The organism is Candidatus Hydrogenedentota bacterium (genome assembly GCA_018005585.1).
Taxonomy (GTDB): domain Bacteria; phylum Hydrogenedentota; class Hydrogenedentia; order Hydrogenedentales; family JAGMZX01; genus JAGMZX01.
In genome coordinates, this window is sequence record JAGMZX010000038.1 from 1 (window position 1) to 20,155 (window position 20,155).

At 64.2% G+C, this 20,155-nt stretch carries 15 protein-coding genes; 10 read left to right on the forward strand and 5 right to left on the reverse strand.

Features of this window, described 5'->3' with window-relative positions:
* Positions 1-190 (forward strand): hypothetical protein (locus KA184_08605; protein ID MBP8129630.1); only part of this gene is annotated, 190 nt, incomplete at its 5' end.
* A 169-nt stretch (positions 191-359) separates the two neighbouring features.
* Here the strand turns inward: KA184_08605 and KA184_08610 are convergent.
* Complete coding sequence (locus tag KA184_08610; GenBank protein ID MBP8129631.1) at positions 360-2,156, reverse strand: hypothetical protein; 1,797 nt, start codon at positions 2,154-2,156, stop codon at positions 360-362.
* A gap of 359 nt (positions 2,157-2,515) precedes the next feature.
* On the opposite strand from KA184_08610, the gene KA184_08615 reads away from it, so the two are divergent.
* From KA184_08615 to KA184_08650, 8 genes are all read left to right on the forward strand, one after another.
* Positions 2,516-4,654, forward strand: coding sequence for a PAS domain-containing protein (locus tag KA184_08615; GenBank protein ID MBP8129632.1), 2,139 nt, complete (start codon positions 2,516-2,518; stop codon positions 4,652-4,654).
* Positions 4,651-6,018 carry a sigma-54-dependent Fis family transcriptional regulator gene (locus KA184_08620; GenBank protein MBP8129633.1) on the forward strand — a complete coding sequence of 456 codons (1,368 nt, stop codon included), beginning with the start codon at positions 4,651-4,653 and terminating at the stop codon, positions 6,016-6,018. Before KA184_08615 ends, KA184_08620 begins: the two co-directional genes overlap by 4 nt.
* A 207-nt stretch (positions 6,019-6,225) precedes the next feature.
* Positions 6,226-6,675, forward strand: a complete 450-nt coding sequence (locus KA184_08625) for a type II secretion system protein (GenBank protein ID MBP8129634.1) — start codon at positions 6,226-6,228, stop codon at positions 6,673-6,675.
* A 1-nt stretch (position 6,676) separates the two neighbouring features.
* Positions 6,677-7,294, forward strand: a complete 618-nt coding sequence (locus tag KA184_08630; protein MBP8129635.1) for a prepilin-type N-terminal cleavage/methylation domain-containing protein — start codon at positions 6,677-6,679, stop codon at positions 7,292-7,294.
* Between the two features lie 3 nt (positions 7,295-7,297).
* Positions 7,298-9,040 (forward strand): hypothetical protein, encoded by a 1,743-nt coding sequence (locus KA184_08635; GenBank protein MBP8129636.1) that lies wholly within the window; start codon positions 7,298-7,300, stop codon positions 9,038-9,040.
* Complete coding sequence (locus KA184_08640) at positions 9,037-9,582, forward strand: hypothetical protein (protein ID MBP8129637.1); 546 nt, start codon at positions 9,037-9,039, stop codon at positions 9,580-9,582. Before KA184_08635 ends, KA184_08640 begins: the two co-directional genes overlap by 4 nt.
* A gap of 295 nt (positions 9,583-9,877) precedes the next feature.
* Positions 9,878-10,609: a pyridoxine 5'-phosphate synthase gene (locus KA184_08645; GenBank protein MBP8129638.1), complete on the forward strand. Its 732-nt coding sequence runs from the start codon at positions 9,878-9,880 to the stop codon at positions 10,607-10,609.
* Between the two features lie 120 nt (positions 10,610-10,729).
* A complete protein-coding gene (locus tag KA184_08650) occupies positions 10,730-12,190 on the forward strand; it encodes a sialate O-acetylesterase (GenBank protein MBP8129639.1) in 1,461 nt (486 codons plus the stop codon).
* A gap of 3 nt (positions 12,191-12,193) precedes the next feature.
* Here KA184_08650 and KA184_08655 read toward each other — a convergent pair whose 3' ends face one another.
* The 4 genes from KA184_08655 to KA184_08670 are packed head-to-tail and all read right to left on the reverse strand — an operon-like array spanning position 12,194 to position 18,784.
* Positions 12,194-15,310, reverse strand: a complete 3,117-nt coding sequence (locus tag KA184_08655) for an efflux RND transporter permease subunit (protein ID MBP8129640.1) — start codon at positions 15,308-15,310, stop codon at positions 12,194-12,196.
* Positions 15,310-16,548: an efflux RND transporter periplasmic adaptor subunit gene (locus KA184_08660; protein ID MBP8129641.1), complete on the reverse strand. Its 1,239-nt coding sequence runs from the start codon at positions 16,546-16,548 to the stop codon at positions 15,310-15,312. The genes KA184_08655 and KA184_08660 overlap by 1 nt, the downstream gene beginning before the upstream one ends.
* Positions 16,545-18,275 carry a TolC family protein gene (locus KA184_08665; GenBank protein MBP8129642.1) on the reverse strand — a complete coding sequence of 577 codons (1,731 nt, stop codon included), beginning with the start codon at positions 18,273-18,275 and terminating at the stop codon, positions 16,545-16,547. The genes KA184_08660 and KA184_08665 overlap by 4 nt, the downstream gene beginning before the upstream one ends.
* Entirely contained in the window at positions 18,272-18,784 is a 513-nt protein-coding gene (locus tag KA184_08670; GenBank protein ID MBP8129643.1) for a MarR family transcriptional regulator, read from the reverse strand. Before KA184_08670 ends, KA184_08665 begins: the two co-directional genes overlap by 4 nt.
* Before the next feature lie 154 nt (positions 18,785-18,938).
* Here KA184_08670 and KA184_08675 point away from each other — a divergent pair, with 154 nt between their 5' ends.
* The gene (locus KA184_08675) at positions 18,939-19,520 is read left to right on the forward strand and encodes a polyisoprenoid-binding protein (GenBank protein MBP8129644.1); all 582 of its coding nucleotides are present in this window, start codon (positions 18,939-18,941) and stop codon (positions 19,518-19,520) included.
* Positions 19,521-20,155: the final 635 nt, after the last annotated feature.

The window sequence follows — 20,155 nt, forward strand, 5'->3', positions numbered from 1 at the left end:
CAGGCTGGTGAAAGCCTTCAACAACGACCCGCGTCCCGGCAAGCGGCCGCAGGATTTCTTAGCGATGTTCTTCGAGACCGACACGCCCACGCGGAAGCGTCTTATGCGGGAGGCCAAGGCGGCCCTTAAGGGCGGCGGCAACTGGTTCAAACCTTCCGACCCCCCCGCGCCATGCGCGGAGTCCGCATAATCTCTGAATTCGTGACAAGGCGGGGCGGGCGTTCCCGTCGCGCGCCGGCCCGGCCGCGGACCCGGGGAGCCGCGGTCGGACAAAAAGACTGCGGCACGGGAATCCCGCCTGTGCGAGTTGTGCTCACACGCGCCGGTATCCCGCGCCGCAGGGCAGGCGCCAGGTCAGGTCAGCCTTGCGCGCGCGCCGCGCTCACCCGTCGCCACACGGCGAGGAGCGCAACGGCCGCAAGCGCCACCAGCAGGTCGCCCCATGCGCCGGGGACGCGGCCATTGTTTTCGCCGCAACCCAACACCAACTGGGGTTTGCCGACCGCCATTTCTTCCAGCAAGTCCGCCTTGACGTCTTGTTCCGCCACGAAGCCGGCGAGTTGCAGCGCACCGAATTGGTCGCCTTCCCTCAGCGGCTGGGAGCAGGACGTGTGAAACTGCACGAACTGCAAGAGATTGCCGTCGATGTCGTAGATGAACACGCGCGTATCGCCGCGCAGGCGCGCCAGGTCCGTATTGTCCGCATCGATGTCGAAAGCCTGCCCGAGGGCGACTTCGCCGTCGAAGAAGATACGGGCCTTATCGTGGCTCGGGTCGTCCTTATCCGTGGCGATGATTCGCACGACACCCATAAGAGCCGGATCGCCACTGCAGATGACCTTCCCGGGTTCCTGCGCGTGGTCCGATGCCGCGCAACTCTCGCCAGTATACACCATCGTCAGTTTCCTCGGCTTTCCTTCGTCACAGTACTGCCCGGACACCGGCGGGTCCTCCGGCTCGTCGAGCGGGCACAGCAGACCGCCATTGCGGCTGTACCCCTCAACGACGAGGAAATCGCCGCGCACCAGTCCCGGCCCGATGGGTTGCGAGCAACTGGTGTGGATCTTCGCGTTAAGCGCGCCATTGACGAAGACCGAAATTTCCGGTCCGAGCGTGCCATGCTTGTCGACGCCGTTCACCGTGAAGAGGTCGCCAGGCTGCACCACGCCGGAGAAAGCCGTCGCGGTCTTTCCTTCTTTCTTCTGTTTTACTTCGATTGACGCACCCGTCGCGTCGCCGAGATACTGCAGCGTCAGTTGCGTCACCTTCCCGTCGCACGGGCCGCAATCCTCTTCTTGAGGCGGTATGAGCGCGAGCCCGGCAACGCACCAGGTCATCGATGCCGGGTTCAAGTCGGTTCCGTCGCTCTCAGACAGCAATTGCATGCTGACGAAATCCGCGCCCGCGGGCACCAGGACCTCCAGCACCTGCGAATCCCACTCCGGTCCGTCGAGGCTGGTGAACAGATTCGTGAACCGCTGGGTCAGGCCGCCGCTGATGATTTCCGTGACGTTCGGGCGCGTGTCACCCACGCTGCCGACGAGCACAGGCACTTCGGCAATCCGGTCATGCGATGCAGGCTCGAAGGTGAAGACCACCGGGGCCGTCGTGTCGAGCGGCGGGTCCAGCCGCCAATAGGCGAGGTCCTGTCCGTCCAGCAGCTGCAGTTCGCGGCCGGTCCCGTCATCGTAAAGGACGAGCACGCCCGCGCCGGTCGTGCGGAAACTGCTTTCCAGACCCGAAATCTCCAAGGCATTGCCGCCCGGGCCAACCAGGCCAAGGTCCGTGATATCCGCCCGGAACGTCTCAAAATACACGACCGAGAAGAAGTTCGTAGGGCCGCCAACGGCATCGCCCGCCACTTCCACCCCGTTAACTACCGCAGTTGCGTCGGGTCCTGTCTGCGGGTAATGTTCAGAAACCCAATACAGCAAGACCTGTTGAACGACCGCGTTCTGCGGGACGGCCACGAAGATCGTCGCGGGCTGCGGGACCCCCATCAATCCTGTGCCGCCCACCGCAAATCCGGAACCGGCCGCAAGTGGAATGGACGGCATACCGAGCGCTTCCGTGCCGTCTGCGCTTGCTATCTCCGTCGCGGCAACCAGCGCCAATGCCGCCAGCAGTTGAAATCGAAAACAGCCTTTCCGTTTCATTCTCTTAACCTCTCCCTTCCTGAATGCCTAAAATAGAAACCCTTGAGTCTCGCGGACACGCCACAGTGCGCATCCGCGGCTCAAATACTGCCAGATTTTTGACGCAAGCGGCATGCCAAAAATGGCAAAATCTTGACAGTGATCTTCTAAGTGACTCTCCTGCAATTGGTTACGAAAATCGACCACTGAAATCCTCCCGGGCTGTATTCGGGCGCATCTGTCGAATTGCGGAGATTCTCGCGGAGTCTCGGGGAAATTTCCGCAATACCGGGTCAAGACGGAGTACGTTGGGAAGACCCGGTACCAGATGGAGGGCGGTCGTGTTATGATTTCGTTTGGAATTCCGGGAGTGGTCAGGAGTGCTTCACGTGTCTATCCGGCTCAAGATCATCGGTATCGCGGTGCTGACGATTGCGCTCTACGGGGGGCTGGATTTTTTGCTGCAACGGACGGTGATTCAACCGAGTTTCAAGGAACTGGAGCGAGAACAAGCACGGCGGGACATGGCACGCTGTGTGCAGGCGTTGCGGCGAGAAGCCCAGCACTTGAGTCAATTCTGTCTTGACTGGTCGGCCCGGGACGACACGTACGACTACGCGGCAGCGCCGGCCGCGGTCTATGAGGAACGCAACCTGACCGCGGAGACTTTCAGGGACAATAAGCTGAATCTGCTCTACATCGTGCATGCTTCCGGGAAGGTGATATGGGGGGATGTCTATGACCTTGAGTCCGAACAGCCCATCTCGCTGCCGGACTTCTCGAGGACTTCATGGGGGAGCGGCCATCCGCTCTTGCGGCATGCGAAGGCTGAAAGCACCATCTCGGGCATCCTTCTGACCAGTCGCGGCCCCATGCTGGTGGCGTCGCAGCCCATCGTGCGCGGCGACCTGAGTGGGGAAATCCAAGGCGCGGTGGTCATGGGCCGGTTTCTGGATGAGGCGTACCTGGGTCTGCTGTCGGAGCAGACGCAGGTGCGGATGCGGCTAGTCCCGCTGGATGCGGCGCCGCCTTCGCAAGACGCCCCTGCGACACTGCGGCTTGCTCTGCAGGGCCCGTTCGACATTCGAGAGGCAGGTCAACGCCTGGAAGTGGCGGCGGTTATTCCCGATGCCTATGGCAAGCCTGCATTTCGTCTGCTTTCGGAGACGCCCCGGGAGACGATGGCGGAAGGGGCGGCGGCCATGCGCCTCCACGCGTTGGGCGCTGTCGCCTCCGGGCTGCTGGTGCTGTTGCTGTTGCTGCTGCTGCTGCGCCAGTTGGTCATCGACCCGCTTTCTCGCGTGACGGCGCACGTGGGCCGCATTGCGGAGAGCGGCGAGTTGTTGACGGCAGCGGATGCGGGGCGTTTGGACGAATTCGGGCAGTTGTCGCAAGCCTTCAATCGTATGGTCGAACGGTTGCGCCACGACAACGAAGTCCGCGCGCAAGCGCAAGACGCGTTACGCGAAAGCGAACAACGTTTCCAGAACCTGTTGACGTCCCTGGATGATGTAGTCTGGTCCGCGACGTTGGACGCGGGCTCATTGCTCTATATGAATCCCGCGGCGGAGGTGCTGTTCGGGCGCCCCCCCGCCGAACTGGGGCAGCATATGGATGCCTTCGCGCGCTACGTCCACCCGGATTATCGCGACGTGGTGGCGGAAAAACGCTGCTTCTTGCGTGCGTCGGACCACGTGGAGATGGAATACCCGATCATCCGGGCCAGCGGCGAGGTCCGGTGGGTCCGCGACCGGCGCACCGTGGTCAGCGACGAGCGCGGGCGGCGCCTGCGCATCGTCGGCGTGCTGAGCGATATCACGGACCTGAAACTCATGTACGAGACGATGAGCCGCAACCGGCACCTTGCCGAACTCGGGGAAGCGGGCGCGTCGGTGGCGCATGAAATCCGCAATCCCCTGGCGGGAATCAGCGGGGCGCTGCAAGTCATACGGACCAGCCTGCCGGCCGAGGACCCGCGGCGCGAGGCAATCCGGGAAGCGCTCGAGCAAGTCGCGCGTGTCGAAAAATCCGTGCAGCAGCTGCTACTCTATTCACGGCCATGGGAGCCGAAATGGCGCCGGGAAGAGGTGCGCGCGTGGTTGCGCGGCGTCTGCGCGGCCATCCGCGACCGGCACGGTCTTCGGGACGGCGATATCGTCGTGGCGGAGGGTCCTGACTTCAGCGCATCCTTCGACCCCGCGCTGATGGAGCAAGTGCTGGAAAACTTGGTCCAGAACGCGCATCAGGCCATGCCGGGCGGCGGCCGCGTCACGATTGAGGCGACGGAGACGGGCGCGGGTTTCCGGGTCGAGGTGCGCGACTTCGGGCCCGGCATAGCCGAGGCCGATTTGCCGCACATTTTCGAGCCCTTCTTTACGACGAAGGCCCGGGGTACCGGGCTCGGTCTCTCGATTTGCCGCCGCATCCTGGAGGCGCACGGTGGCTCCATCCAAGCGGTGAATATCGACGGCGGCGGCACGAAAGTGGTTCTGCAACTGCCAGGACGGGAACAACCATGAACGCGCGAATCCTCGTGGTCGATGACGAGAAGCTCATCCGCTGGTCCTTGCGGGAACGGCTCACCGCGGACGGGCATGAAATGCTGGAAGCGGGCGATATGGCGACCGCGCTGAGCCTGCTGCGGGACCACCCGGTGGACCTCGCGCTCATCGACCTCCGATTGCCCGACGGCGACGGCATTCACCTCATGCGTCAGGCGCTCCGGTTGCGGCCGGACCTGACGGTCTTGATCATTACGGCCCACTCGTCGATCCAGAACGCGGTCGATGCCATGAAATCCGGCGCGTACGACTACGTGAGCAAGCCGTTCGACATGGATGAACTTTCCTTCGCGGTCCGCCGGGCCATCGAGAATCAGGCGCTGCGCCGGACCCTGTCCGCGGAAATCGACCAGAAGAAGAAACGGTTCGGCATCGCGAGCCTGATCGGGGACAGCGGGAAATCGCGCGCCATCAAGGACATCGTCTGCCGGGTCGCGGCGAGCGATTCGACGACGGTGCTGCTGCTGGGCGAAACGGGCAGCGGCAAGGACATGATCGCGCGGGCCATCCACTACGAGTCGGCGCGCGTCGAGAAGCCGTTCATGAATATCACCTGCACGGCCATGCCGGAAACGCTCATCGAATCGGAACTGTTCGGGTACGAAGAGGGGGCCTTCACGAACGCCAAGGGCCAGAAGGCGGGCCTGTTCGAGCTTGCCCATAACGGGACGGTATTCCTCGACGAGATCGGCGACATGCCGGCTCACCTGCAGGCCAAGCTGTTGCGGGTCCTCGAAGACAAGACCTTCCGCCGCATCGGCGGCACGGGGGACATCCACGTGGATTGCCGGGTGATTGCGGCGACAAACCGCGACCTGGCGCACATGATCGAGGAGGGAAAATTCCGGGAGGATTTGTATTACCGGTTGAGCACCGTTCCGATCCTGCTGCCGCCATTACGCGAACGGGCAGAGGACATACCGCAGCTGGCGGCCCACTTTCTCGAAGTCTATAGCCGGAAACTCGGGCGGATGTTCGACGGGTTTTCGGAGGCCGCGATGAACAAGCTGCTCGCCTATTGCTGGCCGGGGAATGTGCGCGAACTGCGCAATGTCATCGAGCGCGCCGTGCTGCTCAGCCTTGGCGAAACCATCGGCGAGCACGACGTTGTCCTGGGCCGGGCCGAAGGCGCCGCCCATGCGCGAAAATACCCCGTAATCCTGCCGCCGGGCGGCGTGAAACTCAGCGAAGTCGAGCAATGCCTCGTGGAACAGGCCCTGGAGCGGACCGGGGGCAATCAGACCCAGGCCGCAGCCCTGCTGGGCATCTCGCGCGACCAAATGCGCTACAAGCTTGAGAAGTATCACGTCGAGACGGAGTAGGACCGGCTTCTTGCCCGGCCGCCCCGCCGAATTTCCCCAATGGGTGCGTGATTTTCCCCAGTCTCACGTCTTCAGCGCCGCCCGCCTCTTGTTGTAAGTAATTGATTTACAGGTATTTAAGACGGAGCGTATCCCCTGCAAACGTCATGGCACGACATTTGCCAATATATGTCGGCGCGCTTTGCGCATACCGATGGAGAGCGGGTTATGAGTAGACCGGAAGCCTTGAAGCGTAACGACGCGGGCATGACGCTTATCGAACTCATGTTTGCCTGCGGCATTCTCGCGCTGGCCTTTTCCATGATTTTCGGTTCGCTGATCAGCATGTCCGTTCTGGGCCGGGTCGCGGAAAGCCGGACGCAGGCGGCCACGGTTCTGGCCAGCGTGATGGAGGAAATAAGGGGGATCCCGTTTGACGATGTGCTGCAATACACGCCGCCGGATTTTGAAGGTCCCGGGGTGGGCCACAGCATCACGGTGGAATGCGCGGCCGCGGGCGGCTCCGAAGGCGAGGGCCCCGCGATGGTGGCGTTGCCGCTGGCCGCGGATTTCGGCGGGAAGTTGACGAATCCGCTCGAAGTGCGGGTGACCATTACGTGGCGCGAAACAAGCGGCCATACGTTTCGCGCCTCGGCCTCGGTGCTGAAGGAGAAATGATATGCGGAACGCAGGCATGACCTTGCTTGAAATCATGTTCGCCGTGGCCATTTTCACGGTGATCATGGGCGCGTTGTTTGGCATGGCCCTGAGCTTCGGCGAGACGGCTACGGTCCAGAACGAGAAGGCCACGGCGCACGACGAGGCGCGCCGGGCGCTCCAGGCGCTGGTCCCGGACCTGCACCAGGCGGCGCGTTCCTCCATCAATTGGGCGGAACTGCCCGGCGAGTCGCTGACTTATCGCGTTGCGGCGGACGTAGACGGAAACGGCGCCGCCGTGAATAGCAGCAACCGTCTGGAGTTGAGTGCGCCCCGCGTGATTCAACGGGACTTGGAGGACTTGAACGGGGACGGGCTTACGGCAGGCCAGCTGATAGCGGTCAGCGGCGGCGCGATGCGCGTCCTGGCCAACAATGTCTCGCCCGAATCGGAGCAGGCGAACGCGGACGGCGTTTTTGGAGACAGCGAGGACACCAACGGCAACGGTTTCCAGGACCGCGGCATCTGGTTCGAGCCCTGGGGCCGCGGATTACGCGTGACGATTCAGACGCAAGGGGAAGACCGGCGCGGCCGTCCGCTGCGCGTCACCTTGCAGGAAGTCGTCTTTCCGAGGAATTAGCCTATGAATACTCATACTCCCATGCTCACCCAAAGACCGTCACATAAACAGGCACAGGAAGGCATGGCGCTGCTTATTGCGCTCTTCTTCGTCTCGGTGGCGCTCGTGCTGCTGGGCGGCATCGCCGTGCGCATGATCAATCAGCGCACGCAGGTGGACCATTACGAGGCGCACAAGAGTTGTTTCCTCGGGCTTGAAACGGCCTATAGCCAGTGCCGCTACGAACTCGAACTCGCGGAGGACGGCTTCATCGGACTCGATTCCTGGATACCGCCGTCGCCCGGCGCGTTGCCCTCTTTCGATGACTCGGGGGTTACCCCCGCGGCGCTGCCTTCCATGCCCGGCGTCGAGTATATGGCCATGGCCGAGCAGTGGGGTGATGACGGCAAGGACAACAACGGCGACGGCGCCGTGGATGATGGCGCCGAGCAATGGATGTACACCATTCATGGCTGGGCGCGGGTGGACGAAAAGGTGCGTCAGGTCGAGGCGATCGTTGCGGCCACGGACGTAAACGTGTGGCGCAACGCCATCTTCGGCGGCGCGGGCATGGCGGGCGGCACCATCAACGGCAACGTCAGCATTCATGGTTCGGTGCATATCCTGGGGGATGCGGTGCTGGAAGGCGGCACGAGCATCGCCGCGATTGACCTCAGCGGCACCAGTCTTATTCACAACAATTACGATGGCGTGCCGGCGGACTTGCTCGCACGGGTGCCGCCCCTGGCGAAACGCGAGTGGAACGGCGAGAGCGACATAGAAACGCTGGACGCCAGCCTGCGCGTGAAACACGGGCGCGTGGGCATGTCGGGCAATTCGGAAGTGGGGTCGGCCGACACGTTCGGCAACGGCTTCAAGGAAACGATGGACGGCACGTACATCAACGATGGCTGGACGGGAAATGCGGTCGTGCCGGACGGCGACCGGGGTGATCCGACTAGTGTCTGGAGCGATAACGGCTGGGACGACCTCTACGACTGCGGCGACAGGGTGTCTTTTCCCCTCTTGACGGATGACTGGCGCGCGCCGCTCACGGGGGCGCGCGTGACGAACCCCGCAACCGGCGACTGGTACTCGCATCAGGACTATTTCGACCAGGTGCTGGTCGCGGCGGCCGACAACCCGGGCGACGGCGTGTACGTGGGCGACATCGACCTGTACACGATGGGAAGCCACTTCTACTGGAACGCGACCACCGGCACGAAACTGGTGGGTTCCTTGCCCGCGACGCCCCCCGGCCCGAACGACGACTACATCCTTTTCAACAAAGACACGGACGTGCTCCGGATCAACGGGCAGATCACGGTGCGCGGCAATGTGATCATGCAGGGCAAGGGCAACCAGACGACGATCAACTACAGCGGCCGCGGCGCGATTCTGGTGCATGGGGACGTCACGTTGGACACAAGCCTGCTGACCTGCAACAACGGAAACCCTGCTTCCACGGCGAACAGCTTTCCCGTGTCCAATATCATCGGTATCATGGCGGAGGACGACATGGTGGTGGGTTCGGTCGCGCAGGTGTCGCTCATGGGCGCATTCTACGCGCAAGACCAGATTGTAACCGCGAAACAGACGCACGTGATGGGCACGTTCGTGTCCAGTTATTTCAACATGGGCACCAATGTGCCGAACATCTACCAGGTCCCCAGCCTCGCGGACAATCTGCCGCTCGGCATGATCGGCAATTTCCCCATACTCTCGTTCAAGCAGATTTCCTGGCGTGAAATCGGAGTGGCGCTATGATTTTCTTCCAGGCAGGCGGTCGAACGGCGACAGCAGGCATTCTGGCGCTGTTTTCCGTGGCGGTCTCGGCAATCGTGCTGAGCGGCTGCGGCGGCAAGCCGGGCGAACCGCAGCAGCGCGGCGGCACGGTCCGCCCCGGGTTCGTGCCGCAACAGGTGGACGCACAGGGCGCGCCCGCCGATTTCCCGGCGCCGCCGGAACGGCTCACGCCGCAGGACGAGGCGCGCAACACCATCGAAGAGTATACGCGGCAAATCGAGGCGGAGCCGGACAATCCGGACACTCCGGCGCGGCTTATGGCGATGGGCAATCTCTACAAACAGAAGCTGCTTGATTTCGAGCAGGCCGCCGTTCAGTACCGCGAACTGACGGCGCGTTTTCCGGACTACCCGCAAGTTGGCCTGGCCTATATCGAGTTGGCGGATTGCCTCGAAAAACTGAACGACTGGCGCTCCGCGCAGTTGGTCTATCGCGAGATGATGGAACACTTTCCGCCGGATTCCCAGGAATACCTGTTCGCGCAGCAGAAACAGGGGCAATGATGCGACGGTCTCGCGCAACACGCGCCAGGGGTTGAGCAGACCGTTTCGCGCATCCGCGAACGTATTCACAATGACTCCTTGGGGTGTGCCGGCTTGCTGCCACGGTGGCCCGGGCGTCCCGCCCGTGCGGGTCAATCAAGGAGGTTTGCGCGCATAGGCAAGCTACCCATGCCACGGCGGCACGAGTGAGTTTCCTTTCGCCGCCCGGTTCTTGCCCTGTGCCGCATTGAACGCGCATACTATCGTTCTGCCCGCGTCGCAGTTGCGCGCGCGTGCCGGTGGAAAGGATGAATGCATGGTGGAACTTGGGGTGAATATCGATCACGTGGCTACGCTGCGCGAAGCGCGCAAGGGCGCCGCACCGGACGTCATTCTGGCGGCAAAGCTTTGCGAGATGGCGGGCGCGCACCAGATCACGGTGCATCTGCGCCAGGACCGGCGCCACATTCACGACCGGGACGTTGAAAACCTGCGCAGTGTGCTGCAAGTACGCATGAACCTGGAAATGGCCGCCGTGGACGAGATTATCGCGGTGGCTCACCGGCTCAAACCGCACACGGTCTGCCTGGTCCCGGAGAAGCGGGAGGAGGTCACGACGGAGGGCGGGCTGGACGTGGAGGCGCAACAGGACCGCCTCGCCGTGGTGGTGGCGGGCATGCACGCGCACGGGATCAAGGCCAGCATGTTCATCGATCCGGATGCGCGCCAGGTCGAGGCGAGCGCGGCGATCGGCGCGGACTCGGTGGAATTGCACACGGGCGCCTACGCGAACGCCCGGGGCGCGGACGCGCAGAAGGAATTGCAGCGGCTCGCGAAATGCGCCGATTTGCTGCGGCGTTTCCCGGGAATGGCGCTCCACGCCGGGCACGGGCTCACGGTGCGCAACCTGCGACCCGTGGCGGAACTGCCCGGCCTGCGCGAGGTGAACATCGGTCACGATATCATTGCGCGGGCGCTATTCATCGGCCTGGAAGCGGCGGTGCAGGAAATCCTGGACGTACTGGAAATGTACGGCGAGGAAGACTGAGTTTTCTTCGCGGCCGCGCGCTCCGGCCCTGCGGAGTATGCCGCGGCGCGATGACAGCGTTTCTCTTGCTCGGGGATGCGCGCGGCGGTGGGCCGCGCCTTACACGGAAGGAGCGCGTTGATGAAATACAGGAACCGTTGCGCAGTTTTCATGCTGTTGGCGTTCAGCCTCCTTGGCCCCTGCGGCCTTGCCGGCGCGGAGGCGGCGGTCACCGGCGGGCTGGTCCGGTACCAGGTGCTGCAGTGCGATGCAGACGGAGTGGCCAGCGTCTCGTGTGAAGGCACGTGGTCAGGCCAGGGCGCGGTGGCCGTGCGCGGGCGCGTGGTGAAGGATGGAAGCCCCGTCTTCGACTGGAAACAGGCGGGCGATGCGGGCACGGGCGCGTGGAAAGGCGCGCTGACGGGAATCCCCGCGGGCGGGCCGTACACGGTCGAATGGAGCGTTGGCGAAGAAACGTGCGCGGTCAGCGATGTGCTTGCGGGCGACCTGTGGGTGCTGGCGGGGCAGTCGAACATGCAAGGCGTGGGCAATATGCTGGACGTGACGCCGCCTCATCCGCAGGTGCACATGCTCGCCATGAACAACGAGTGGCGGCCCGCGCAGGAGCCGCTTCACATCCTGGCGGAATCGCCGGACCCGGTGCACAGCCAGCCCAAGAGCGAGGAAGAGCGGAAAGCCGCCATTGAAGCCCACAAGAACGGGCCAAAGGGCGCGGGACTTGGGTTGCCCTTCGCGGTCGAGATGGTGAAACGCACGGGGCGGCCCGTCGGGCTGGTCTGCGTCGCGCATGGCGGAACGTCGATGGCCCAGTGGGATCCCGCGTTGAAGGACCAGGGCGGCAGTTCGCTCTACGGCTCGATGTACGAGCATTTCCAGCTGGCGGGCGGCAAGGTGCGCGGCGTGTTGTGGTACCAGGGCGAGTCTGACGCCAGCCCCGACGCGGCGCCGCTCTTCAAGCAGAAATTCATTGATTTCGTTGCGGCGGTCCGGAAGGATTTCGGCGACCCGAACCTGCCGTTCTACTATGTGCAGATCGGGCGGTTCATCAACCCCGCGCCGGCGTCGCAACAGTGGAACGCGGTGCAGGCGCTGCAACTGGAATGCGAGGGCCTGATCCCGAACAGCGGCCTCGTGGCGGCTATCGACCTGTCGCTGGACGACTTGATCCATGCGGGCACCGCCGGGCTGAAGAAACTGGGCGCGCGGCTGGCGAACCTCGCCGAACATGACCTGTACGGCGGGAAGGTGTTGCGCGGGCCGCGTCCGGGCGAGATCACGCGTCGCGAGACGCCCCACGGCAAGCAGCTCCTGGTCACGTTCAACGATGTGAACGGCGGTCTGACCGCGCCCGGCCGTCCCGCGGGCTTCTGCGTGACCGCGGGCCCTGAAGGGGCGCCCGTGCCGTTCTTCCTCAACGAAGAGGTGTCGCCCGAATCGCCCGACACGATGGTCCTGTGGTACTGGCACGACCTGCCGGAGAACGCGCAGCTTTGGTACGGCTGGGGTTTCGACCCGTACTGCAACATTGAGGACCAGGCGGGCATGGCCATGCCGGTCTTCGGTCCGGTGCCGATTCCGTGAGTGTTACTCAGACGTCCCGGCGACGGGCTCGGCCGCTTGCCGGACCGGGCCGGCCTTCTTGCGGCGGAAGAGTCCGAGCAGCGATTCCATGTACGTGTAGATGACGGGCGTGATATAGAGCGTGAGCAGCTGCGAGAGGATCAGGCCGCCCACAACCGCCATGCCGAGGGGCCGCCGCGCCTCGGAACCGGTGCCGACGCCCAGCGCGATGGGCAACGTGCCCATGAGCGCGGCCATGGTCGTCATCATGATGGGCCGGAAACGGATCAGGCACGCCTGGAAGATCGCGTCGCGGGGCGGCAGGTGCTCATTGCGCTGCGCTTCGAGCGCGAAGTCCACCATCATGATTGCGTTCTTTTTCACGATGCCGATCAGCATGATCACGCCGACGAGCGAGAACAGGTTGAGCTCCAGGCCGAACAACATCAGCGTCAGCAGCGCGCCCACGCCGGCCGCGGGCAATCCCGAGAGAATCGTTAAGGGATGGATGAAGCTCTCGTACAGAATGCCGAGAATGATGTACATGGTGAGGATCGCGGCGACGAGGAGGACGTTCATCCCGCCCATGGACGACTGGAATGCCTGCGCGGTGCCCTGAAAACTGGTGCTGATGGAGCCAGGCAATAACTCGCGCGCGATGCGGTTGACCTGCGCCACGGCCTCGCCGAGCGAGTAGCCCGGCGCGAGATTGAAGGATACGGTAACGGACGGCAGCTGGCCGAGGTGCGTGACGGTAAGCGGGCCCACGCCGCGCGCGATCGTTGCGACGGTGTTGAGTGGAACCAGTGTGCCTGTCCGGGACCGCACGTAGAGCAGGGAGAGCGCCTCTGGGGAGAGGCGGTATTCCGGTTTGAGTTCGAGCACGACGCGGTACTGGTCCTCGGGCGCGTAGATGGTCGAGATTTGCCGCGAGCCGTATGCGGTATAGAGCGTTTCCTCGATCTGTTGCGCGGAAACCCCGAGAGCGGACGCCTTGTCCCGGTTAATCTCAACACGTGCTTCGGGATTGGAAATCAGCAGGTCCGTGACCACGTCCAGGAGCCCCGGCAGCGCGCGCAGCCGCTCTTCGAGCAGCGGCGCGTAGTGATAGAGGTCCTCGAGACTCGGGCTTTGCAGCGTGAACTGATACTGGCTCTTGGTCGATTGCCCGCCGATATTGATGGTGGGCGTGTTCTGAACGAAGGTCCGGATACCGGGCACCTGGGCCACTTTCGCGCGCAATTCCCGAACGACTTCTTCGACGCCCGCGCGTTCCTCGCGCGGTTTCAGGCGGATGAACAGGCGTCCCGCGTTACCCGTCGACGTGGGGCCGCCCGACCCGACGGAAGACATGAAAGCGGCGATGTTCGGGTCCTGGCGGACGATTCCCGCCACCTTCGCCTGATGGGTCTTCATGTCTTCGAATGAAATGCCTTGCGCCGCTTCCGTCGAAGCCATGACCTGGCCGTAGTCCTCGTTCGGGACGAATCCCTTCGGCACGCGGAGGAACAGGTAGCCGGTCGCGACAAAGAGAAAGACGAGCATGGCCAGCGTCAGAAACCGGTGGCGCATGACCGGGCGCAACGTCCACTCGTACACGCGCAGCATGGCGTTGAAGCACCATTCGAGCGCATTGTAGAAGACGCCATGGTTTTCCTTGTGAAGCGGCTTGAGAAAACGGCTGCACAGCATGGGCGTCTGGGTAAGCGAAATGAACCCGGAGATCAGGATGGCCACGCTGATGGTTACGGCGAATTCGTTGAGCAGGCGGCCCATGATACCCGGCATGAACAACACCGGAATGAACACGGACACGAGGGACAGGGTCATGGACACGATGGTGAACCCGATCTCGCGCGAGCCGCGGTGGGCCGCGTCCATCGCTTTTTCGCCCTTTTCCATGTGCCGCACGATGTTCTCGATCATGACGATCGCGTCGTCCACGACGAAACCCGTCGCCAGAGTCAGCGCCATCAGCGACAAGTTGTCGATATTGAAATTGAGCAGGTACATGGCGCCGAAGGTGCCCACGATCGAGAGCACGAGTGCAAGCCCGGGGATGATCGTCGCGCGGATGTTTCGCAGAAACAGGAAGATGACGAGAATGACCAGGCAAGTGGTCAGCACGAGCGTGAACTTGACCTCGTCGACCGATTCGCGGATCGAGCCCGACCGGTCATAGAGAATGTCCAGGTTGATGGCCGCGGGGATCTGCGCGCGGAACGAGGGCAATAGTTCCTTGATCGCATCCACGACGGCGATCGTGTTCGTGCCTGGCTGGCGCTGCACCGCCAGGATGACGCCGCGCACGTCGCCGAACCACGCCGCCACTTTGTCGTTTTCGACGCTGTCGAAGACATGGGCCACGTCCGCCAGGCGCACGGGCGAGCCGTCGCGCCAGGCCACAATGAGCGGCTTGTAGTCTTCGGCCCGCAGGAGCTGGCCGCTGCTTTGCAGCGTGAATGCGTTCCGGTTGCCCTGCAGGTCGCCCACGGGCAGGTTCACGTTGCCGGACTGGATCGCGGCGGAGATTTCGTCCAGGCCGATTTGGCGCGCGGCAAGCGCGCGCGGGTCGGCTTGAACGCGCACGGCGTATTTCTGCGAGCCGTAGACCTGCACCTGGGCGACGCCGCTGATCATCGAGATGCGCTGGGCCAGGTTCGTCTCGGCATACTGGTTCACCATGGAGAGCGGCAGCACGGACGAACTCAGGGCAAGAAAGAGCACGGGCGAATCGGCGGGATTCACCTTGCGAAACGACGGCGGGCTGGTCATGTCGCGCGGCAGGTCGCGCGTGGCCAGGCTGATAGCCGATTGCACGTCCTGCGCGGCAGCGTCGATGTCGCGGTCGAGCGCGAATTGGAGGACGACGGTGGTGCGGCCGAGCGCGCTGGCCGAATTCATCGATTCCAGTCCCGAGATCGTCGAGAAGCGGCGCTCGAGCGGGGTGGCTACGGCCGAAGCCATCGTTTCCGGGCTGGCGCCCGGCAGGCTCGCCGAGACTTGGATAGTGGGGAAGTCGACGTTCGGCAGGTCGCTCACGGGCAGCGACCGGTAGCTGGCCACGCCCAGGATCAGGATGGCCGTCATGATCAGCGTGGTCATGACGGGGCGGCGTATGAATGGGCTGGAGACGCCCATTACGATTCGTCCTTCGTCTCGGCCTGATCGGCGACAATCCGCACTTTGAGGCCCGGCGCCGCGCGAAGCAGGCCATCGATGACCACCGTTTCGCCAGGTTGCAGGCCTTCTTCGACCACCGTGACCTGCTGCCAGGTGTCCCCCGCAACCACTGGACGCAATTCCACGGTCATATCGTCTTTTACGACGTAGGCGAACACGCCGCTTTGACCCATCTGGAGCGCTTCGGCAGGCGCGACAACGACGTTCTCCTGAACCGCGACCCGGAGTTCGACCGTTACGTACTGGCCGGGCCAGAGCCAGCCGTCCTTGTTCTCGAAGGTGGCCTTGACCCGAAACGTCCCCGTTGCCTGGTCAATTTCATTATCGATGAAGGTCAGTGTTCCGGTAACGGGGGTATCCTCCTGTTCGGGCACGACCGCGACCACTTCGAGCGGCCCCTTGGCCTCATGTTCCCGGATTGCGGGCAAGTGCCTCTCCGGCACGGTGAAGGTGACGTAAATCGGCTGCATCTGGGTCAGGATTACCATGGGATTGGCGTCGTTCGCGCGGACGAGGTTGCCGCGATGCAAGAGCAGGCTACCGGTGCGCGCCGTGATTGGGGCCCGGATCGTGCAGTATTCGAGTTCCAGTTTGGCCTGGTCGATTGCCGCCTTCGCACTCGCGATGGCCTCCGCCGCCGCACGGATGGCGGCGTCGTTCGCCGACACGGCCGCGCGCAGGGCCTCGGCATGGGTCCGGACGCGGTCGAATTCTTCCTGCGAGACCATGCCCTGCGCGTGCAGGGGCTCATCGCGCTTGAGTTCGGCCTGCGCGTTGGCCGCCTCGGCGAGGTTGCGGGCCTTGTTGGCGCGGGATTCCTCCAACTCCGCCTCCGCCTTGGACAGGTTGGCCTCTGTCTGCGCCAGCGCCGCCTCGAAGGGGCGCGGGTCAATCGTGAAGAGGACTTGCCCCTCCTGGACCACGTCGCCCTCTTCGAAATGCACCTCTTTCAATTCGCCGGAAACTTGGGCATTTACGTGAATGGTGGAATAGGCCTCGACATTGCCGAAGGTGGACAATTGAACGGGCACGTTCTGCATCGTTACCGTGCCGGCGCGGACGGGCGTCGCCTCGCGCTGGCCGGGCGCGCCGCCATTCTGGGCCTGCTGCCGGTTGCAGCCCTGTATGAGACACAGCGGCGCGACGCACAGCGCGACGCGCACGGTCACGCGCGCCCATGAGGCTATTCTACTCACGGTTGTTCTCCCGAGGCTTCGGCCCTGTCCTCCGCAAACCGGTCGAGCGCCACGCCGCGCCGTTCAAGAATGGTGCCCTCGGCGGCGTAGAGCGCGGTCAACGCCTGAATGTAGCGCACCTTGGCGGTGACTTCATCGACGCGCGCCTGAATGAAGTCGCGTTGCACGATGAGCAGGTCCAGATTCGTCGTTTTCCCGGCTGCGTTGCGCCCTTGCGCGACGCGCAGCTGTTCCGCGCGGCTCTTGAGCGCCTCTTGCGTCGCGCCGATGCGCTCCCACTGACGCCGCACCTCGATTGCAGCGTGGCGCACTTCCGCGGCGATGGCCTGCGCGATGTCGGCGACCAGGCGTTCCGCCTGGTCCGCGGAAAGGCGCGCCCGTTCGTGGCGGGCTTTCTCCGCGCGGTTCAGCAGCGGCGCCTGGAATTGCACGCCGACACGATACTCGTCGTATGCGGAGTCGCCCAGGCGCCGGGCGATACCGCTCGAACTCTCGCCGTAGCTGTTGTGCCCGTACTCCGCAAACAAATCGAGCCGCGGCAACAGCGCATTGCGCGTCTCGAGCAGGTCCAGGTCGCGGTTCGCGGCGTCCAGTTTCGCCTGGGCCAATTCGGGCCGGTATTGCAGCGACAGCCGTTCGCTCGCCGCCGCGTCTATCGTCACTTCGGCCACCTCCGGCGCGTCGGCGGGGTCAAACGAAACGGCCCAGGAATCCGGAGTATCCGGGTTGAGCAGGCGGACCAGCGCGATGTTGCGCGCGCGGATCGCCGATTGCGCATCGGTCAGGTCGGCCATGCGCGACGCTTTCTCGGCGCGCGAAGCCATGACGTCGCCCTCGATGACCTTGCCGACGCGGAACCGCTGCTCGTCCTGCCGGAGTTGTTCGTCGGCGAGCGCGACGGCGAATTCGCGGATATCGAGCACCGCCTGCGCGAGCATGAGTTCGCAGTAGGCCAGTTCCACCTGACGGACCACGTCGATGACCTCGGCGCGGAACACATGCTCGCCCTGCGCGGCGCGGTTGCCCGCCTGGCGCAAGGCCACCAGGTTGACGGTCCTGCCCGCGCCTTCGAGCAGGGGCTGCGAAAGTCCCACGGTCCAGCCGCCTTCATACGCGTCGCCGGAGATATCCGAGTCTTCGCCGGAAGCCGTGCCCGTCAGGTACAGCAGCGTCCCCGTCGGGAGCGTCTGTTCCAGCGTCGCGGACCCTTGCGCGTCGTCCGTGTCGTCGGTGCGCCGTTCCGCCTGTTCGAGCACGGAGAAGATGCGGCCCGTCTGGTAAAGCACCTGCGCCGCGGATTGGAGCGCGTTCGCCGAGCCGCCCGAGGAACCGCCGGTGCTGCCGGAATAGCCCGGGGCCGTTGCGGGGCGCGACATGTGGCCCGCCGAGACCGTCGCAAGCAGCGCCGGGTCGAACGCGGCCCGCGCTTCCGGCACGTAAGTGGCCGCGATGCGCGGAGACAACCGCGCCACCTCTATCGACCGGTTATTGAGCAGCGCGCTCAAGATGGCGCCGTCACGCGTCAACGGAATGGGGCCGCCCGGCGCGTCCCGCGGCGTCTCGGGCAAGGTCGCGCGTATCGGCAAGGGGGGCGCGGGTTCCGCCTCAACCGCACCGGCGGGCGGCGCAACGCTGTCGGGCGTCCAGCGCGGAGCCGGCCCCGCGCACGCCGCCAGCAGCAGCGGCGGCAATACCAGCAACGCCAACGGGCGCCATACAGACTTCATCCGGCGCTCTCCAGTTCCGTTTGGCCGGATTCCAGCAGCACCTCGCGGATGCGCGCGTAGACTTCGCACCACTGGCGCGCGCAATCCGGGCCCACCCGGTCCAGCAGCTCCACGATTACCTGGAGAAACTGCCGTTCCGCGTCCTCCAATTCCGCGGCCGCCCCCGGCGCTATCTGTACCCGCACCTCCCGCCGGTCCGTGCTGCCGTGCTCGCGGACCACCAGCCCCATCTCGACAAGCCGGTCCGCCATGGTCGACGCCGACGGCGCGGACACCTGCAGCGCCCGCGCCAACTGCGTGATCGTCACCTCGCCCCGCTCCTGAATGACCATCAGCGCGTTGACCTGCGCCAGGGTCAGTTCATGGCCGGGCGCGCCATTCTTGTCCGTCGACAGCGCCGCCGCGCGCCGTGCCCCGATGCGCGCGCGCAACAGGCGGATGGTCTCGTAAATGAGCCGTGCGCATTCGAGGGGGGATTCACGCACGCCGGCATGGTTTGGGGCGGGCATATCGGCCGTACTTCCGATTAATTGACGCATTAATGTTTAGCGTATCTAAGCATACCGCGGCGTGCGAACGCAACGTCAGGCGTGCTGGCGGCCAAGGAATGCCGGGCCTGTCGCGGCTGTTTTTTCACCACACGCAACAGAGAAAGGGACGGCCATGAAGAACATCCTGACAAGGGCGGCATTGCTGCTGGGTTTCCTGTGTTTCCCGGTATCGGACGCGGTTGCAGGGGATGTGTACCAACTGGACCCGGTCCATTCCGCGGTGGTGTTCAAGGTCAAGCATCTCGGTTGCAGCTACACCTACGGACTCGCGCCGAATCTCGAAGGCGAATTCACCTATGACCCCGAAGACCCGGGGTCCTGCTCCATCTCCGTCACGGTCCCCGCGCCCGATATCACCACGGAACACGCGGAGCGGGACAAGCACGTGCTCAGCGAAGAGCTCCTGAACGCGGCCAAGTATCCCACGATGACGTTCCAGAGCACGGGCGTGAAGACGAGCGCCGGCAATCGGTGCGAAGTGAGCGGCAACCTGACGATCATGGGCGTCACCAGGGCCGTCACGTTCCAGGCCGAACTGGTTGGATGCATCGACGACGAACGCGCCGGGTCTCGCTGCGGCTTTGACGCGCAATTCACCATCAAGCGCAGCGACTTCGGGTTCACGGCGTTCCTGCCCGCCATCGGCGACGAAGTCACGCTCATGATCGGCATCGAGGGCGTCAAGCAACAATAGGGACGCGCTTACCCCGCAACCCGGAAACGGCTTTCGCGCCCGGACATGCGCGTCAGGACGGGTACGGGCCGCTGATCATCCGGCCGAGCACGCCGGCGCCAACCATGGGGAGATATGCGCAAGCTCTGGACTGCGGGCGCTTGTTCCCGCTGTGCCTCGCGGGCCGTTTGCCGGACGGCGCCTCCAGTGATATGCTGATTGCATCCAGAACTCAAGGAACCAGCGATGCGGGTTCATGGAGGGAGTGGCGCAAAGCAATGGGTTTTCCCCCGGGAAGAGGGGCGGAAGAACGTGAAAAGCGGCGAGCAGGGCTGGCATCCCATTCGTTGTAGCTATCCTCGCCTCAGAATTTGCAGAACCGCTCGCGTTCAAGGCTGCACTCTGGGTTGGCGGATTCATAGTGATGAGTATCATCCACATGCGTTGGGTACCCCTGGAGCCGCGATAGATGGAGGCGGCACCTAACAATGGGTTGCAGCCGACGCTGCTTCGCTTCGCTCCGCAACGCGGCTGAACCCGAACGTTCAGACGACCGCGGAAGGCCGTCTGAACGGCCCCGCGTCTGGAGCCTTGTGCTCGGCCCGCCTGCGGCGTTCGGAACACGCGGCTGGAGCGGGCGGGCCAGCGGCCCGCCG

What these genes read in the sequence shown, in the direction of transcription:
- KA184_08620 (MBP8129633.1), top strand. Translation starts at nt 4,651, where the DNA reads ATGAACGCGCGAATCCTCGTGGTCGATGACGAGAAGCTCATCCGCTGG.
- KA184_08650 (MBP8129639.1), top strand. Translation starts at nt 10,730, where the DNA reads ATGAAATACAGGAACCGTTGCGCAGTTTTCATGCTGTTGGCGTTCAGC.
- KA184_08670 (MBP8129643.1), bottom strand. Translation starts at nt 18,784, where the DNA reads ATGCCCGCCCCAAACCATGCCGGCGTGCGTGAATCCCCCCTCGAATGC.
- KA184_08640 (MBP8129637.1), top strand. Translation starts at nt 9,037, where the DNA reads ATGATTTTCTTCCAGGCAGGCGGTCGAACGGCGACAGCAGGCATTCTG.
- KA184_08655 (MBP8129640.1), bottom strand. Translation starts at nt 15,310, where the DNA reads ATGGGCGTCTCCAGCCCATTCATACGCCGCCCCGTCATGACCACGCTG.
- KA184_08630 (MBP8129635.1), top strand. Translation starts at nt 6,677, where the DNA reads ATGCGGAACGCAGGCATGACCTTGCTTGAAATCATGTTCGCCGTGGCC.
- KA184_08665 (MBP8129642.1), bottom strand. Translation starts at nt 18,275, where the DNA reads ATGAAGTCTGTATGGCGCCCGTTGGCGTTGCTGGTATTGCCGCCGCTG.
- KA184_08625 (MBP8129634.1), top strand. Translation starts at nt 6,226, where the DNA reads ATGAGTAGACCGGAAGCCTTGAAGCGTAACGACGCGGGCATGACGCTT.
- KA184_08635 (MBP8129636.1), top strand. Translation starts at nt 7,298, where the DNA reads ATGAATACTCATACTCCCATGCTCACCCAAAGACCGTCACATAAACAG.
- KA184_08610 (MBP8129631.1), bottom strand. Translation starts at nt 2,156, where the DNA reads ATGAAACGGAAAGGCTGTTTTCGATTTCAACTGCTGGCGGCATTGGCG.
- KA184_08675 (MBP8129644.1), top strand. Translation starts at nt 18,939, where the DNA reads ATGAAGAACATCCTGACAAGGGCGGCATTGCTGCTGGGTTTCCTGTGT.
- KA184_08645 (MBP8129638.1), top strand. Translation starts at nt 9,878, where the DNA reads ATGGTGGAACTTGGGGTGAATATCGATCACGTGGCTACGCTGCGCGAA.